Here is a 16,001-nt window from a genome sequence, read left to right as displayed (position 1 = left end):
GGGCTTTCATTTAATTATAATATTCCATAAAGCAAAAATTTATTAAGTTGGGAAGTAATATAGATGGTAGGCAAATTTACAGTAGTTGATGGGCATGTTCATACTTTTGCATCAGAGGAAGTATCGGGCAAGATACTAACTTCATTTAACAAACTATATAATATTGAATTTGCAAATCCTGGCACAGGCACTATTACTGATGTATTGCAAAATATGGATAGTGTTGGAATTGATTTTACAATAATGGCTAATTTCGCTCCAGCCAAAATTATACATAAAAACAACAGCTGGTCCATTGAGGTTGGCAAAAAATACGAAAAACTTGTTCCTTTAGTAAGCTTTCATCCAGATATGGAAGAACCAATGGATATACTGATGGAAGAATATATGAGAAATGGTGCAAAGGGCATCAAATTTCATCCTATGGCACAGGGGTTTGATCCCGATGATAACAGACTTGAGAGCGTATATAAAATGTCTGCGGAGGCGGCGTTTCCAATAGTTTTCCATTGTGGACGCGTGTCAAATGCAAGACTTAACAACTATGCAGATATTGACATGATTGTGCCCGTCATAAAAAAGTATCCTAATATACCGTTTGTTTTAACCCATATGGCAGATGGAAACATAGGTGATGTTTTTAAACTTGCTGATATGTTTGAGAACGTTTATTTTGATACGTCAATAGTTATAACAGGTTATCCCCCTCTTTTGAAAGTAAATGAACCAAGCTGGCCTGATAATGAAGTGGTGGAGTATGTTATTAGCAAGGTCGGAGCAGACAGGGTTATATTTGGTTCTGATTACCCATGGGGAAGCCCTGGACACGATCTAAACAGATTTATGGAAATGAGAATTGAAGATCGCCAAAAGAGCATGATTTTAGGTGAGAATGCAATAAAAATATTCAAAATCAAAAGCTCAATTTGATCTAAAGATATTTCAGCATTCCTTAATGTCAAAGCTTGTTCTCCATACGTTCTCTTCTTCCTATGGTGTTCCATACAGGGGAAGATTGGGGGATACGCCTGAAAGAAGTTACCCTTATTTTGACATCCGGGCTGCTTTGCATACTTGCCATAACAGCAGCAGTCAATATAGCAATAAGGGAATCGTCGGATAAATCTCCAGCGGTCATTTGAGATTCCTTATTTGGAGTTTCAATTACAACAGGTTCATTTTCGCGTTTTGATTCTTTGAATTTTGTTTTATCTTTGCTAAACAAGATAAAATAAAAAAGAACTAAAGCAACGCAGACGAGTATTCCAATCACAATTTGACTAAAAGCAATTCCACCCATTTAAAGTGCCTCCATCATACAATAATTAGTCCTATATTGTAAAGTTATCACAGTAGCAAATGTAAGTCAACAATAAATATGGTTGAAAAAATGTTAAGAAAATATTCACAAAATGAAAAAATTTGTTATAATCATTTTATGTGTTGAATTTTAAAAATTATATTTTATATAAATATTGTTGGTTGGGGGAGATAGTAATGAAAAAAGAGAATACCGAATCATTTGATGAAATAAAAGGTATGATTAAGTTGTTGCTTGATGACAGCAAGAAAATATTGGAGAGTCTTAATGAATTAAAAGAAGAACAGAAGAAACTGCAGGAAGAAATAAAAATTCAGAATATTGTTTTAAATAGTTTACCTATTCGTACGGAAATAATAAACTGAAATAAGGATTAAACTCTCTTGTAAGTAAAATAAAGGCTATGTCGGTTGACATAGCCTATTTTTGGTTGGGGAATATAAATCAGTGATAAAATGTAAAAACACTTGGGTAATATATGTTTACCCTAATAAATAAATTTGATAAAATAAATTTATGTTATTTAAATAAAGCTTAAGGAGAATGGATATTATGAACAATAAGACAAAGGTTCTGGTTATAGATGACGATGTAAATATATGTGAACTCATCAGGCTTTATATGGAGAAAGAGGGATTTGAGGTTTTAACGATATACAATGGGATAAAAGCTATTGAAGCTTTTAAGACTTTTGCACCAAATATTGTTGTTTTGGATATAATGCTGCCTGGTGCTGATGGATGGCAGGTTTGCCGGGAGATAAGACAAGTCAGCAATATACCGATAATAATGTTGTCGGCAAAAGGAGAAACTTTTGACAAGGTATTAGGGCTCGAATTGGGGGCCGATGATTATATTGTTAAGCCTTTTGAATCAAAGGAACTGGTTGCAAGGGTGAAAGCGGTGCTTAGAAGATATGAACACAAGGAAATTGATGTTAAGGAAGTAGTTTATCCCAATCTTGTCATAAATAAATCCAATTATACATTAAAAGTAAATGGAACGGATATGGAAGTCCCTCCTAAGGAATTAGAACTCCTTTACTTTCTCGCATCAAATCCCAATAAAGTGTTTACAAGAGACCAACTCTTAGAACAGGTATGGGGCTTTGATTTTTATGGGGATTCGAGAACTGTAGATGTTCATATTAAAAGACTTAGAGAAAAGATAGAAAGTGAAGATCAAAACTGGCAGGTTAAGACAGTTTGGGGCGTTGGCTACAAATTCGAGGTGAAATAATGCGTAAGACACTGTACAGTAAGATTGCTACATTCTTTATTATAATTTTAATAATAATTACAACTATCACAGGTGGTATGCTGTACTTTTTTCTTGGGAATTTTGTTACGCAAGAGAAGGAAAGGTCATTAAATAGTGCAGGCGATTCAATTAATATAATGCTAAAGAATTATACTGAGAAGATTAATGATCCGGTAATGACGCAAACACTGCAAAACTATCTTTTGAGTTATTTTTTGGGCAATCTGGAGCTTATTGGCGATAATGTTGAAGCTACTATATGGGTAGTTTCAAAAAATGGTGATATAGTTATTTTGGTAAATGAAAAATATCTTGATAATTCAGTAATGGCAAAACTTAGAGACGTAACAGGGAATTTGAGATTACCGGATAAAAGACAGTATGAAAAGGTTATGAAGGAAGGGCAGTATGTAAAGGAAACGGGAGATTTCTATGGGCTGTTTAAAGATACGAATGTTAGTTGGCTTACTATAGAAAAACCTTATTCTTATAATGAAGAGATTCAAGGAGCCATATATCTTAGTATCCGTGTACCGGAAATTAATAATGCACGTACGAATGTTTTCAAATTCTATATAATTTCTATAAGCATAGCTATTCTTGTATCTGCGCTGCTTGTTTACATCTTCTCGTTAAAAATTACAAAACCATTAAAGCTCATTAACAATGCAGCAAGGGAAATCGCAAATGGTGAGTTTAGTAAAAGACTTGATATTTCTTCAGAGGACGAGATAGGGCAATTGGCAGAGAGTTTTAACCACATGGCCGTAGCTCTTGAAAATCTTGAGGAGATGAGGCGGGGATTTATTGCAAACGTGTCCCATGAACTTCGAACACCTATGACATCAATTCATGGATTTATTGAAGGAATTTTAGATGGCACGATTCCACCTGAAAGAGAGCGAGAATACCTTTCTATTGTGAGCGATGAGACAAAGAGGTTGAGCAGATTGACCAATGACCTTTTAGATTTGGCAAGGATGGAGTCGGGAGAGATGAAACTAACATTCGTTACTTTTGACATTAATGAGCTGATCCGAAGATGTATAATTAAGCTGGAAAACCAGATTGTAACAAAGAATATTCAAATAGAGGCAAACTTCCATGAAGAAGCAGCGCACGTTTATGCTGATAAAGACTCTATTGAACGGGTTGTTTTAAATCTGCTTCACAATGCAGTAAAGTTTGTACAGGATGGAGGGCAGATAATTATTGAAACAGAAATGTCAAAAGGCAAGGTAATGGTTTCTGTTAAGGATAATGGGGCAGGTATAGACAGTGAAGAAATCGGATTGATATGGGATAGATTTTATAAGTCAGATAAGTCCAGGGGCAAGGACAAAAGTGGGACGGGTCTTGGACTTGCGATTGTCAAAAATATAATAAATGAGCACGGTCAGGAAATACGGGTTGAAAGCGAAATAGGTAAAGGTACTGTATTTTACTTTACACTAAACCCTGCAAAAGAGGATAATGAAAATAATATGTGATTATTAACAAATTATTCATAACTTTTTCAAATTCGCTTTATATAATAAAAACATAATAAAACAAATGAAAGATTTTCGAAAGGAGTATATGATTATGGACAACAATGAAAACAGAGATTATGGAATGAATAACGACAACGGATTTAATGAAACTAATAATGTTAATGAAAACAGGGAAGCCGTGAATAATGCTGATGAATTCAAAGAAAATAGGGTATATGAATCCGATTATAACAATTACAATACTGGCAGCAACAATGAAAGAAATAATCAGAATATTATATCATATAATACCGAAAGCAAAAGTGAGTCTAACTTAAAGGAGGCATCATTTTATACTGAAAATTATGTTAAGCCTGAGAAGAAGAAAAAAGGAATATTGGGGCAATTGGTATTAGTATCAGTAATCAGTTCCATTTTAGGAGGATGTACTGTAGGAGTTTTTCTTCAGTTTGGCGTTCCGGCAGTTCAGCCCTCAATAAAATCATTTTTGAATGAAGTTGGTATAAGTTCAGGCAGTACAGAGAACACGTTAAGCAATGGAAGTGTGTCTTCAGATAACTACAAAAAGGTAGTAATTGAGAGTAAGGATTCTGCTGTAGTAGCTGTTGCAGAAAAAGTTGGACCTTCCGTTGTAGGTATAAGTGTCAAATTCCAATCACAGAATTTCTTTTTTGGTGCTCAGGAGGGTTCGGCATCCGGTTCGGGAATTATAATCAAAAGCAATGGTTATATAATGACCAACAACCATGTTATATCTGAAGCTTTGCAAGATTATAGCAATAAGACATTAAATGGGGCAAAAATTGAGGTTATTCTGCCAAATGAAGTAGATAAGCCGTATTCTGCAACTGTAGTTGGAAGAGATGAAAAAACTGATCTTGCAGTTCTAAAGATTGAAGCAACTAATTTGCCGGCCATAGAAATGGGTAATTCTGATGAAGTTAAGGTTGGAGAAATGGCTGTTGCAATTGGTAACCCCGGTGGACTTGAGTATATGGGATCTGTAACAGTAGGGGTAATAAGCGGTCTTAATAGAACGATTTCAATAGATGAGAATAATGGACTAAAGCTGATACAGACTGACGCAGCAATTAATCCTGGTAATAGTGGTGGAGCTCTTGTAAATTCTGAGGGGAAATTGATAGGCATAAATACAGCTAAGATTAGCGGTGATGGATTTGAAGGACTTGGATTTGCTATTCCTGTTAATAATGCCAAGGAAATTACAGATAACCTTATTGAATATAAATACGTAAAAGGCAGACCTTCAATAGGTATATCAATTAACCAATCCTTTAATGAAGACATTGCAGCACGTTATAATGTACCTGCAGGAGTTCTGATAGAAGAAGTTTCACCGTTGAGCGGGGCCTATAATGCAGGTCTTAAAAGAGGAGACATCATAACAAAGGTTGATGGTAAAGTTATAAAAACTTATTCCGAGTTAAATGATATAAAGAACAAGCATAAAGTAGGCGAAAAAATAAAGCTTGAGGTTTATAGAGATGGTAAAACCCTTACAGTTGAAGTTTTATTAGGGGAAGACAAAGGTAGTAATTAATTATTAACAGTAAAAAAGCTAGGTTGTATTTATTACCATATTGGAATTTTTGCTAAAAAATATTAAGATAAAGTGAACCGGCAAAGCAACTTATAATCTGCTCTGCCGGTTTTTGTTATGAGTTTTTATACAAGTTATTTGCTAAAATAATAAGAGGTGTGAAGGATTTTAGAATATTTTGTAGAATAATAAAATTAGAGAGTTCTTAAAGAATTTCTAGATAAAACTGATTGCGGGGAGCAAAATAATAGGCCTTAAGTTTAGACGGGCTTGATGACCTCATGATATTTGTTAATTGATCTGGAGGTATTGTATGTCAAATAAATCCCTGGCAGTTGAACGCATAAATTATATATTTGCTTTTTCCATACTCATTATCTCACTATATCTGTTTATTAGAACAGGATCTTTCTCGTTTCTTTTTTTCTTAATTTCCTCAGTTGCTTATATTGTAGTTAACTATATCTTTACATATTATAAGAGTAAAAAGCCTGCAGATTTAGATCAAAATTCAGACAGGTATGAAGAGTTAAACAGGACAATAATTGAGCAAAAAGAGAAGATTGAAGAAATGGAAGATGAACTCCTTTCACTTCACGATGCTCTAAAAATAATAACTTCAACCTTTGATCTAAACACCATAATGGTATATACTTGCAAATTGTTAAGCAAATATGCTGAATGTGAATGGTACTATTTATGTATTGTAAATGAAAGCACTGGAAAGCTAAACTATAAATATGAATACGGTGAAGCATGTACTTCCGAGATAGATAAGAATGAAATTGAGGAATATCTTAAGGAGGCACGTGACGGTGTTATTGACAGTATTCAAATTATTTCTGACAAAATAAAGGGAGATACTATAATTATACCTCTATCAGTATCCAACGAATTTGTAGGAGCAATTTATGCAGGAAGTACAAGTGTTGGAAGCTTTTCGAAGGTTAATTTTGGCTTTTTGGAGAGTTTGGCAAATTTTACTGCTATAAGCGTAAAAAATGCTGAAATGTATAATAGTATTTATACTCAGAAGCAGGAAATAGAAGCTTTGTATGAACAGGCAGCAGCAAGTAATGAAGAGCTTAATGCTTATATCAGGGAGCTCGACGAAACAAAGGTAGAGCTAGCCAAAAAGAACAATGAACTCACAAGATATTATAGTGAGATCCAATACGGTTATTTGCAAACGGTTATGTCGCTTGCAAACTCAATTGAGGCGAAGGATCCGTATACCAGAGGACACTGCCAAAGAGTTATGGAGATTTCCTGCGAATTGGCAAGAACATTGGGATTAAGTGAGAATGAAATAAGTGACTTGAGATATGCAGCAATACTTCACGATATAGGAAAGATTGGGATTTCGGCAGCTATACTCAACAAGCAGGGAAAGCTTACAGATGAAGAGTTTGATGAAATAAAGAAGCATCCTACAATTGCATATAATATATTAAAGGATATTGAATTTTTGAATAATGGTTTGAGCGGAATTCTGCAGCATCACGAAAGATATGACGGAAGAGGATATCCAAATGGGCTTAAAGGTAGCGAAATTTGTACTTTTGGAAGAATTCTCTGTGTTGCAGATGCTTTTGATGCTATGACCAGCGACCGTCCATATAGAAAAGGAATGGCAATGGAAGCTGCAATTGAAGAACTGAAAAGGTGCAAGGGAAGTCAATTTGACCCTGAAATTGTTGATGTTTTAGTATTGATGGCAGATGGAAAAGATGGCGGCAATGAAGTTATGTAGGGGGATTTTTGTGCCTTTGAGAGGCGCGAAATATTTCTTACACTTTTTTTGTGCGGTTGTTTGGTGTACAATAACTTTTGAGGTTGCTTTTAACTAAAGCAATTGATTATGCATAATATGGGTATATATAGATATTGGGATAAAAATACCCATAGTAGAAACTGTTGTAAATTAATTTTTATTGTGCTAATTTATTTTAGTCCGGCTTATTTATAGATCAGGTGGAGGCATAAAATGAGGGAGAATGATAACTTGAAAGTATTATTTGTTTCAGTTGAAGTAGCTCCATTCGCTAAAACAGGTGGTTTGGCAGATGTAGCAGGTTCGCTGCCAAAGTCATTAGTTTCAATGGGACACGATGTAAGGATTGCAATGCCCAGGTTTCAGCAAATAAATACGGATATGAAATATATTACCGATTTTCCGGTGATTATAAATAATAGGAAAGAAACTTGTATAGTTCGGGAAGGTGAAATTGGTTTTAAGCACGATAATGAGGATAAAAGTGTACCTGTATATTTCTTAGATAACTACCATTTATATGATAGAGAAAATATTTATTGTTATTTAGATGATGCTGACAGATTTGCATTTCTGTGTAAGGCAGCTCTTGAGATGCTTCCTAAAATTGGTTTTCAACCTGATATAATCCATTGCAATGATTGGCATACCGGCCCGCTTTGTATGCTTTTAAACGAGAAGTATAAGGAATATCCGTTCTATAAAAATATGAAAACTATATTTACTATTCACAATCTTGAATATCAGGGCAATTTCTCGAAAGATGTTATAGGGCTGTTTAATGTGGGTGAAGATGTTTTTATACCGGAAAAGGTTGAATTCTATGGTACGTTTAGCTTTATGAAGGCTGGTTTGGTTTACTCAGATATTATAAATACTGTGAGTGAAACCTATGTGAAGGAAATACAGACTCCACAGTATGGTGAAAAGCTGGAAGGTTTGCTGAAAAAAAGATCTAAAGACCTTTATGGAATAGTAAATGGGATTGATTACGATGTGTTTAATCCTAAGGAAGACCCAAGGATTGTAAAGAATTATGATGTGAATTCTATTGAACTTAAAAAGGAAAATAAATTTGCCCTTCAGAAGGAAATGGGGCTTCCTGTGAAAGATATGCCTATGATTGGATTAATATCCCGGTTGTCGAGCCAAAAAGGGCTAAACCTCTTAATGGATGAAATCGATGAAATTATGAAAAATGATATACAATTCGTATTACTAGGTGCCGGTGATGAGTACTATGAAACAGGATTCAAAAAGTTCAGGGAGAAATACCCGAAGAAAATGGGCGTGTACACAGGTTTTAATGCTCCTTTAGCGCAGCGTATATATGCAGCAAGTGATTTGTTCTTGATGCCGTCACGTTTTGAACCTTGTGGTTTGGGCCAGCTCTTCAGTTTACGTTATGGTACCATTCCGATTGTAAGATCAACAGGTGGATTGGCAGATACTGTTTTTGATGTTGAGAATGACAGTAAGAACGGAAACGGTTTTACTTACACTGAGTTTTCATCAAAAGATATGCTTAAGACCATAAATCGGGCATTGAAATTCTATCAAACCAAGCCTTCAGAATGGAAAGAGCTTGTTAAAAGGGCTATGAATATCGATAATTCATGGGATAAGTCAGCAATAAAGTATTTGGAATTATATAACAAGCTTATAAAAAAGAAAAGATAAAAATGTGACTATAGATAAGTGCGAAAAAGTCCGGGAAACTAGGGCTTTTTTCGTACATTTTGCTATCAATAAGTGTTATAATTAATGTTTTATAAATTAATTCAGTACGCATAATACAAATAAGATTTAATATTGTAAACAAATTTTATTGTACATTTTATATATTATTTTGATATAATAAGGATGGAGAGTTTTAATATGGACAAAAGAGCTCGTGTTATTGAGATTATAAAGATATTTGATGTATTATACAGTGATGCGGATTGCACACTGGATTATAAAGATCCCTTGCAGCTTCTGATATCAACACAACTTGCTGCACAATGTACTGATGCAAGAGTTAATATAGTAACCCAATCACTATATAAAAAATATAAAAGTGTTTTCGATTTTGCAAATGCAGACTTGAATGAACTGGAGCAGGATATAAAGCCTACAGGTTTTTATCACAACAAGGCTCGTAATATCAAGGAAACTTGCAAAATGTTAATTGATAAGTTCAAAGGAAAAGTTCCCGATAATTTAAATGATTTACTTACCCTGCCTGGGGTGGGTAGAAAAACTGCAAATCTTGTTTTGAGTGACATCTATGGCATACCTGGAATTGTTATTGATACTCATGCGAAAAGACTTAGCAACCGTATTGGTCTAAGTAAAAATGAAGATCCAACGAAAATTGAATTTGATTTGATGGAAATAGTCCCTAAAGAGAACTGGAGTAAATTTTGTCATCAACTGGTTTATCATGGCAGAGCTGTATGTCAGGCTAGAAAACCTGAATGTGCAAAATGTGGAATTCTAGATTACTGTGATTATGGAGTTAATCAAATAAGGAATAGCTGAAATGTTTTACTCATTCCTTAATTCCGATTTTTATCATTCCAAAAAAACATAAAGCGAGGGATTCTAATGACTGCTAACTTGGGTCAAAGCAAAAAAGATTTAAGAAGTAAAGTCATTGAGCGAGACAAAAAAAAGGCAACAAAAAGTCCTTTGAAAGAAAATTCAGTAAATAAAGTTAATCCCGAAGAAGTAATATTTGCAATGGATATTGGTACGCGGACGGTAGTTGGAATAGTTGGTATACAGGAAAATGACAAATTCAAAGTACTTGCAGCAGAAATAATTGAGCATAAGAACAGGGCAATGATGGATGGGCAGATTCATGACATAGCAGAGGTTGCTTTTGTTGCACAGGAAATAAAAGAGAGATTGGAAAAGAAGCTTGGATTTAATTTGTCGAAGGTTGCAGTTGCAGCGGCAGGAAGGGTTTTAAAAACTTGCGAGGTACGGGTTGAGCGCGAATGCGATATGGCAAAGGAAATTGACCAGGAATTTATAAGCAGTTTGGAAGTAGAAGGTATTCAAAAGGCACAGTTTGCTCTTGACGAAGAAATATCGAAAGAGGAGAGGACTCCTTTCTACTGTGTCGGATACAGCGTAATAAATTATTATTTGAATGGATATGTTATTTCATCCCTGGCCGGGCATAAAGGCAAAAAGGTTGGAGCTGATATACTGGCAACATTTTTACCCCATATAGTAGTTGATAGTATGTATACAGTTATGAGCAGAGTGGGTCTTGAGATAGTAAACCTTACTCTTGAGCCTATAGCTGCTATTAATGTAACTATACCTAAGGACTTAAGGCTTTTAAATCTGGCTCTGGTGGATATAGGTGCAGGTACTTCGGACATAGCTATTACAAGAAATGGAAGTGTAGTTGCTTATGGAATGGCTCCTATTGCCGGAGATGAGATAACCGAGAAAATTGCACAACACTATCTTGTGGATTTTAATACAGCTGAAAAAATCAAGTTATCTATAAGCGAGAAAACTGACAAAATAGCATTTACGGATATATTGGGTATTAAGAGAAATATAGCTGTAAGTGAAATAATGGAGGTTATCAAGCCATCTGCAGAGTTTCTTGCACAGACAATTTCAGAGAAGATTCTTGAATTTAATCATAAAGCTCCAAATGCGGTATTTCTCATTGGCGGCGGAAGTCAGATTCCTGGACTTACTGGCTTTATATCGTCAAGCTTAGGACTTGCAAACGATAGGGTAGTAGTAAGAGGGAGAGATGTTATTTCTAATATTAAGTTTAATAGCAAGAAGCTTTCTGGTCCTGAAGCTATTACACCTTTTGGTATTGCTGTTACAGCACAAATGCAGTGTGGAAAGGACTTTATGAAGGTTACAATAAATGGACAGAAGATTCGCCTGTTTAATTCAAAGAAGCTTATAGTAGCAGATGCACTTATACTAATAGGATTTAATCCCAGTCAGTTAATTGGAAGAACCGGTAAGAGTATCAACTATGAATTAAACGGTGTAAAAAAGGCTGCAAGGGGCGGAATCGGAAAAAGCGCGGAGATATATGTTAATGACAAACTTGCAAACCTTGAAACGGTTCTTAGCATTGGGGACAACATAAGAGTATTACCTGCTGAAGATGGCAGCAATGCAAGTCTAAAAGTTTTTGATCTTGTAAGAAATCCTGATACCAGAAGGGTTAGCTTAAATGGTACAAGTATTACATTAGAACCTAAGGTTTTTATAAACGGCAAACCTGTAGATATTACAGAAGCTATACATGACGGCGATATAGTGAATATTGAGGAAGTCGTTACAATAGAGAATTTACTTAAAGTTTGTGAAATTAATACTTCAGGGTTTGATGTAACGGTTAATGAAGTTGCTGTGCCGGAAGATTATGTGTTACAGGACTCGGATGTAATAGGATATACCCCTAAAAATCTTCAAGAATCAGTTGTTAATGAGGATTTAAGAGATAATGGTGACTATTATGCTGAAGGTGGAAACGAGACATCAGAAATCGGCAACAGTGATTTGTTTAGTATTAGCAATGATATCCTGGATAAAGAGGAGACTGTAAAAGATGTTCTGGTGAGTGGAAAATGTTTGAACATTATTGTAAACGGTGAAAGTAAGTCCATTAGAAGCGAAAACTCGCAATTTATATTTGTAGATATTTTTAATTACCTTGATTTCGATTTGTCAAACCCAAAAGGGAATATAGTTCTCAAGTTAAACGGTAAGAATGCCGGGTTTACTGATGTGATAAAGCCGGGAGATGTAATTGATATTTACTGGGATAAACTAGCCTGAAAAGGTAATAAACTTACTATAGTAATCCTAAATGTCTGTTATTAATGTAGTAGATGTCTGTTATCAAATATAAAGGAAGTGAATTTGTGAAAAAATTTGAGAGATATGAACAAATCTATGTTAATTTGGTCTGGATATTCATTGTATTATCCATTACCTTAGTAATATTTAGTGATTATGTTTATATTGGAGCGGGTAATATATTATCAGAAGTTACTGTTCACAAGTTCTGTTTTATTTTTATAGCAGGTCTATTTAATTTTCTTAAGCAAATAGCAGTTAAAAAAGGTTTGTTTGCCCATAATCGGTATTATATGCTTTTTAGGATTATAGAGCCGTTATTACTAGGTTATGCAGTAGTATTTTTGGGATCCAGGGAATTGATTTTGTCACTGCTATTTTTTGTAACACTTTTAACTGCTTTTAGAAAAGGCAAAAAAGGTGCACTTTATTTGGTGTTATTTTCAATGGTGGTTAATTTTGTATTTCAAGCTTTGCATGATTCGATATATAAATATGTGGGAGAAGATTCAATATTTGAGCCTACCAGGTTATATAAAACTTTGCTAATTTATCTTGTATTTTTAATGTTTTCATTAATGTGTGGAAGAATATATGAGGATAGTGCTGAGAACGAACAAAACAATTCAAAGCTGTATATCGAATTAGAAGAGAAATATGATCAACTGGCAGTTGCTCAGGAAGAAATAAAGACTCATAATGAAAAGCTTAAGGAAACTAACTTTAAAATTGAGGATGCAAACAAAAAACTTAGAGACAGTATAGCTGAGTTTTACACAGTACAGCAGATTACGCAAGCTATAAGTTCCATTTTTGATGTCAAGGAACTCTTAAAGCATGTTAATGATATAATAATTGGAGTTATGGGGGTAAATAACTCAACGGTAATTCTATATGATGAAAAGAAGGATCGGTTGAGAGTGAATACTACCAATGTAAGCAGTAGAGAGGAGCTCATTTCACTTTTTGACAATATTAATTGTGAACTTCTAAAGGATGTCCTTAAAAGTGGAGAGCCTCTTATGGAGAATTTTGTTGATTCTAAAGAATACTCCTTCACGCAGGAGAGAGAAGTGAGTTCATTAATTTGCGTTCCGCTTGTTACGAAGACAAGGAAATTCGGGCTTGTATTGATAGAACATAAATATTTTAATGCTTTTGACGAGGATAATTTAAGACTTCTTAACATTATTGGACAGCAAGTTAGTATTGCTCTTGAAAATGCCGAACTGTATGAGAGAATGCATGAGCTTGCGACTGTTGATAGCTTGACTGGGGTATATAACAGGTTATATTTCCAGGAACGTTTGCAGCAGGAATTTGAAAATGCGCAAAAGAATAAATATGATTTGTCTTTGGCCATATTTGATATAGACCATTTTAAACGTTTTAACGATACATTTGGCCATCTTTTTGGAGATAAGGTCTTAAGGCATATTAGTGATCTGCTTAAGAATTCATTAAGAAGCGGAGATATCATTGCAAGATATGGAGGAGAGGAGTTTGTACTTCTATTTCCTAGAACGGGACTTAAAGAGGCATATGATAAGGTTGAGATACTGAGAGAGAAAATTGCAAAAACTACTATCAGGGATGAGCTCGTGACAGCATCTGTTACTGTCAGCTTTGGACTGTCAACTTATCCTGAGGTGTCAACAACGGAATCGGATCTTTTGAAGATGGCTGACAATGCCTTATATGATGCCAAGGAAAGCGGAAGAAACTGTGTCAAAGTTGCAAGTTGTGTTATTACAAAGGAATAATAAAAATGAAACTTCCACTAACGGTAAAAGCAGTGGAAGTTTTTTTATGCGACTTTTTTACCTTTAAAAGGTCTTGAATGATTTTACAATGCTCCAGAAGGTTTCATATTCCTTGTCGCTCCAGAGATTTCCGGGTACGAAATAACTTATCCTATACATTTTATTGTCCTTTTTCCAGAACACTTCCAAACCTCTGTAATTTATATTGTCATTTGTTAATATACTGTAGTTCCAGAAGATAGCCGGGCTATTGTCTACAGTTACTGATTGCGAATTAAAGTTTAAATAATTTTGGGTTGAAGTTGACTTTGACTTTGCCAGAAATTCATCCAAGGAGTAAGGCATATTCCAGACCTGTACAAATCCATGAATAGGTCTGTTCTTATCTCTAAAACCTATATGGTATAAAATTTCCGCACTGTTGAAATCCTGTTCTTTTAATTCGAAAGCTGTAGGATAGTCAAAGCTGAATTGACCTTCCATAGATTTATATGTTGAGAATTTTTGTGCGATGTTCTGACTTATGTTGTAATTTGCTTCAATTGTATTTGCCTGAATGTTTTGATTGATAAAGATATCTTCAATAGTGTACTTCGTTGGGCACGAAAAGGTTAAATAATCGTTTATAGTCAGGTTGTACGCAAAGGTTTGACCTATAAGCATGCTGGCTGCCATGAACATTGCAATCCATAAAAGAATAATTAGCGAGAGATACATTATTTTTTTCTTGTAGTTTTTCACATAAATTATATACATTTTAAATCCTCCAAAATGATAGTCTACTTTTTGCAAAGAAACTTTCTTTATATAATTTATTTTATTCATGAAAAAAGTAAATAAAACTTATAATGGGAAATAATAATACAAACTAATAAATGAAAATTCAATTGTATAATTAGAGGAGGAGCATATGGTAGGTTTTATTGTAACTGTAATAATAGCTTTGGTATTGGGAGGTATAATGAATTCGATACTTATAGGAAAGATTAAAGGGGGAGCTGGTGAAGCTGCAATAGCTGGACTTGTTGGTGCATGGATTGGTGCATATATGCCTTTTTTCAATACATTTGGTCCCAAGTTTTTTGATATAGCTATTGTTCCAGCAATATTAGGGGGAGTAGTTACAATCCTTATTTTGAGTTTTTTCAGTTCTATTGCTCAAAAAAGCAGTTAGAACTTTTTGCATTTGAGGAATTTGGAAGGCAAATATCATAAAACCCAGGGGAACTATTGTGAAAATGGTAAAAATATTCACCAAAAAGATTGAGTTTGAATAATATATTAAGTAGTGGGAGCTTTTTACCGGGGAGGAGTGTTTCATATGAAAATAGTAGTGGTAAAAATGCCTAAATTCTTCGGGAGCTTAATAAGAAAGGTACTAAGAATGGGGTAGACGTAATTTCCTATCGCCTTCACACATAAAAAGGTTTATGATACCTTTTTTATCGAAACTCAAAAATTGAGGTGGCAGTAATTGCCATCTCAATTTTAGTACTTTATTGACCGAATTGATAAAAATTAAATAAAGAGGGTAAAACAAAATTGAGGTAGCTAAAGCCACCCCAATCCATAGTCGGTTTTAATATTAAACTGCTCTTGTTACTTTATTCGAACGTAAGCATCTTGTACAAATATTTATTGATTTTGGAGTTCCATTATCAACAATTCTTACCTTTCTAACATTTGGCTTCCAAGATCTGTTCGTTTTTCTGTTAGAGTGACTAACTCTTAAACCAAAAAGATAATCTTTGCTACATACATCACACTTTGCCATTTATGACTACACCTCCTTTAAGTTGGAGAAATCCAATTCTTTTAAAGAAATTTTAACTTATTAACCAAAGCAATAACTATTTTAACATAAACTATAGAAATTCTGCAAGTTATTTTACAAATTTTTTATATGATTGAGTTTTTAAGAAATCTATGGGACAAATTTTCTATAATCTCTAAGGCTAAACAGATTTTTATATAAAGGGTTATTATTTTTTAG

The 16,001-nt window shown here is 34.3% G+C and carries 14 protein-coding genes; 11 read left to right on the top strand and 3 right to left on the bottom strand.

The window, feature by feature from the left end; all coding sequences use genetic code 11:
- Positions 1-63: 63 nt before the first annotated feature.
- Positions 64-930 (top strand): amidohydrolase family protein, encoded by an 867-nt coding sequence (locus ACECE_RS0212370; RefSeq protein ID WP_010247499.1) that lies wholly within the window; start codon positions 64-66, stop codon positions 928-930.
- A gap of 28 nt (positions 931-958) precedes the next feature.
- Here the strand turns inward: ACECE_RS0212370 and ACECE_RS0212365 are convergent, their stop codons facing one another.
- Complete coding sequence (locus ACECE_RS0212365; RefSeq protein ID WP_010247496.1) at positions 959-1,300, bottom strand: OadG family protein; 342 nt, start codon at positions 1,298-1,300, stop codon at positions 959-961.
- Between the two features lie 197 nt (positions 1,301-1,497).
- On the opposite strand from ACECE_RS0212365, the gene ACECE_RS0212360 reads away from it, so the two are divergent.
- The 9 genes from ACECE_RS0212360 (at position 1,498) to ACECE_RS0212320 (ending at position 14,008) form a co-directional block, all read left to right on the top strand.
- Complete coding sequence (locus tag ACECE_RS0212360) at positions 1,498-1,686, top strand: hypothetical protein (RefSeq protein WP_010247491.1); 189 nt, start codon at positions 1,498-1,500, stop codon at positions 1,684-1,686.
- Positions 1,687-1,873: 187 nt separating this feature from the next.
- Positions 1,874-2,560, top strand: a complete 687-nt coding sequence (locus ACECE_RS0212355) for a response regulator transcription factor (RefSeq protein WP_010247488.1) — start codon at positions 1,874-1,876, stop codon at positions 2,558-2,560.
- Complete coding sequence (locus ACECE_RS0212350; protein ID WP_010247486.1) at positions 2,560-4,071, top strand: sensor histidine kinase; 1,512 nt, start codon at positions 2,560-2,562, stop codon at positions 4,069-4,071. The genes ACECE_RS0212355 and ACECE_RS0212350 overlap by 1 nt, the downstream gene beginning before the upstream one ends.
- Positions 4,072-4,165: 94 nt before the next feature.
- Positions 4,166-5,635 carry a S1C family serine protease gene (locus tag ACECE_RS0212345; protein ID WP_010247483.1) on the top strand — a complete coding sequence of 490 codons (1,470 nt, stop codon included), beginning with the start codon at positions 4,166-4,168 and terminating at the stop codon, positions 5,633-5,635.
- 313 nt (positions 5,636-5,948) lie between these two features.
- Complete coding sequence (locus tag ACECE_RS0212340) at positions 5,949-7,388, top strand: HD-GYP domain-containing protein (RefSeq protein ID WP_010247480.1); 1,440 nt, start codon at positions 5,949-5,951, stop codon at positions 7,386-7,388.
- Between the two features lie 234 nt (positions 7,389-7,622).
- Positions 7,623-9,089: a glycogen synthase GlgA gene (gene glgA, locus ACECE_RS0212335; RefSeq protein WP_010247478.1), complete on the top strand. Its 1,467-nt coding sequence runs from the start codon at positions 7,623-7,625 to the stop codon at positions 9,087-9,089.
- A 198-nt stretch (positions 9,090-9,287) separates the two neighbouring features.
- Positions 9,288-9,932: an endonuclease III gene (gene nth / locus ACECE_RS0212330; protein WP_010247474.1), complete on the top strand. Its 645-nt coding sequence runs from the start codon at positions 9,288-9,290 to the stop codon at positions 9,930-9,932.
- Positions 9,933-9,998: 66 nt separating this feature from the next.
- A complete protein-coding gene (locus ACECE_RS0212325) occupies positions 9,999-12,224 on the top strand; it encodes a cell division protein FtsA (RefSeq protein ID WP_010247471.1) in 2,226 nt (741 codons plus the stop codon).
- Positions 12,225-12,310: 86 nt separating this feature from the next.
- Positions 12,311-14,008: a sensor domain-containing diguanylate cyclase gene (locus ACECE_RS0212320; protein ID WP_010247466.1), complete on the top strand. Its 1,698-nt coding sequence runs from the start codon at positions 12,311-12,313 to the stop codon at positions 14,006-14,008.
- Positions 14,009-14,071: 63 nt separating this feature from the next.
- Here ACECE_RS0212320 and ACECE_RS0212315 read toward each other — a convergent pair whose 3' ends face one another.
- On the bottom strand, positions 14,072-14,764 hold the full coding sequence (locus tag ACECE_RS0212315; RefSeq protein ID WP_010247463.1) for a PsbP-related protein: 693 nt from the start codon (positions 14,762-14,764) through the stop codon (positions 14,072-14,074).
- 154 nt (positions 14,765-14,918) lie between these two features.
- On the opposite strand from ACECE_RS0212315, the gene ACECE_RS0212310 reads away from it, so the two are divergent.
- Complete coding sequence (locus ACECE_RS0212310) at positions 14,919-15,182, top strand: GlsB/YeaQ/YmgE family stress response membrane protein (RefSeq protein WP_010247461.1); 264 nt, start codon at positions 14,919-14,921, stop codon at positions 15,180-15,182.
- Positions 15,183-15,593: 411 nt separating this feature from the next.
- Here ACECE_RS0212310 and rpmB read toward each other — a convergent pair whose 3' ends face one another.
- Positions 15,594-15,782: a 50S ribosomal protein L28 gene (rpmB, locus tag ACECE_RS0212305; protein ID WP_010247460.1), complete on the bottom strand. Its 189-nt coding sequence runs from the start codon at positions 15,780-15,782 to the stop codon at positions 15,594-15,596.
- Positions 15,783-16,001: the final 219 nt, after the last annotated feature.

Source organism: Acetivibrio cellulolyticus CD2 (assembly GCF_000179595.2).
GTDB classification, from domain to species: Bacteria; Bacillota; Clostridia; order Acetivibrionales; family Acetivibrionaceae; genus Acetivibrio; species Acetivibrio cellulolyticus.
This window is presented reverse-complemented; position numbering and strand designations above follow the sequence as displayed.

Excerpts from the sequence above, each read along its gene's own strand:
- nth (WP_010247474.1), top strand. The coding sequence starts at position 9,288 with ATGGACAAAAGAGCTCGTGTTATTGAGATTATAAAGATATTTGATGTA.
- ACECE_RS0212355 (WP_010247488.1), top strand. The coding sequence starts at position 1,874 with ATGAACAATAAGACAAAGGTTCTGGTTATAGATGACGATGTAAATATA.
- ACECE_RS0212345 (WP_010247483.1), top strand. The coding sequence starts at position 4,166 with ATGGACAACAATGAAAACAGAGATTATGGAATGAATAACGACAACGGA.
- ACECE_RS0212360 (WP_010247491.1), top strand. The coding sequence starts at position 1,498 with ATGAAAAAAGAGAATACCGAATCATTTGATGAAATAAAAGGTATGATT.
- ACECE_RS0212370 (WP_010247499.1), top strand. The coding sequence starts at position 64 with ATGGTAGGCAAATTTACAGTAGTTGATGGGCATGTTCATACTTTTGCA.
- glgA (WP_010247478.1), top strand. The coding sequence starts at position 7,623 with ATGAGGGAGAATGATAACTTGAAAGTATTATTTGTTTCAGTTGAAGTA.
- ACECE_RS0212310 (WP_010247461.1), top strand. The coding sequence starts at position 14,919 with ATGGTAGGTTTTATTGTAACTGTAATAATAGCTTTGGTATTGGGAGGT.
- rpmB (WP_010247460.1), bottom strand. The coding sequence starts at position 15,782 with ATGGCAAAGTGTGATGTATGTAGCAAAGATTATCTTTTTGGTTTAAGA.
- ACECE_RS0212315 (WP_010247463.1), bottom strand. The coding sequence starts at position 14,764 with ATGTATATAATTTATGTGAAAAACTACAAGAAAAAAATAATGTATCTC.
- ACECE_RS0212340 (WP_010247480.1), top strand. The coding sequence starts at position 5,949 with ATGTCAAATAAATCCCTGGCAGTTGAACGCATAAATTATATATTTGCT.
- ACECE_RS0212325 (WP_010247471.1), top strand. The coding sequence starts at position 9,999 with ATGACTGCTAACTTGGGTCAAAGCAAAAAAGATTTAAGAAGTAAAGTC.
- ACECE_RS0212365 (WP_010247496.1), bottom strand. The coding sequence starts at position 1,300 with ATGGGTGGAATTGCTTTTAGTCAAATTGTGATTGGAATACTCGTCTGC.
- ACECE_RS0212350 (WP_010247486.1), top strand. The coding sequence starts at position 2,560 with ATGCGTAAGACACTGTACAGTAAGATTGCTACATTCTTTATTATAATT.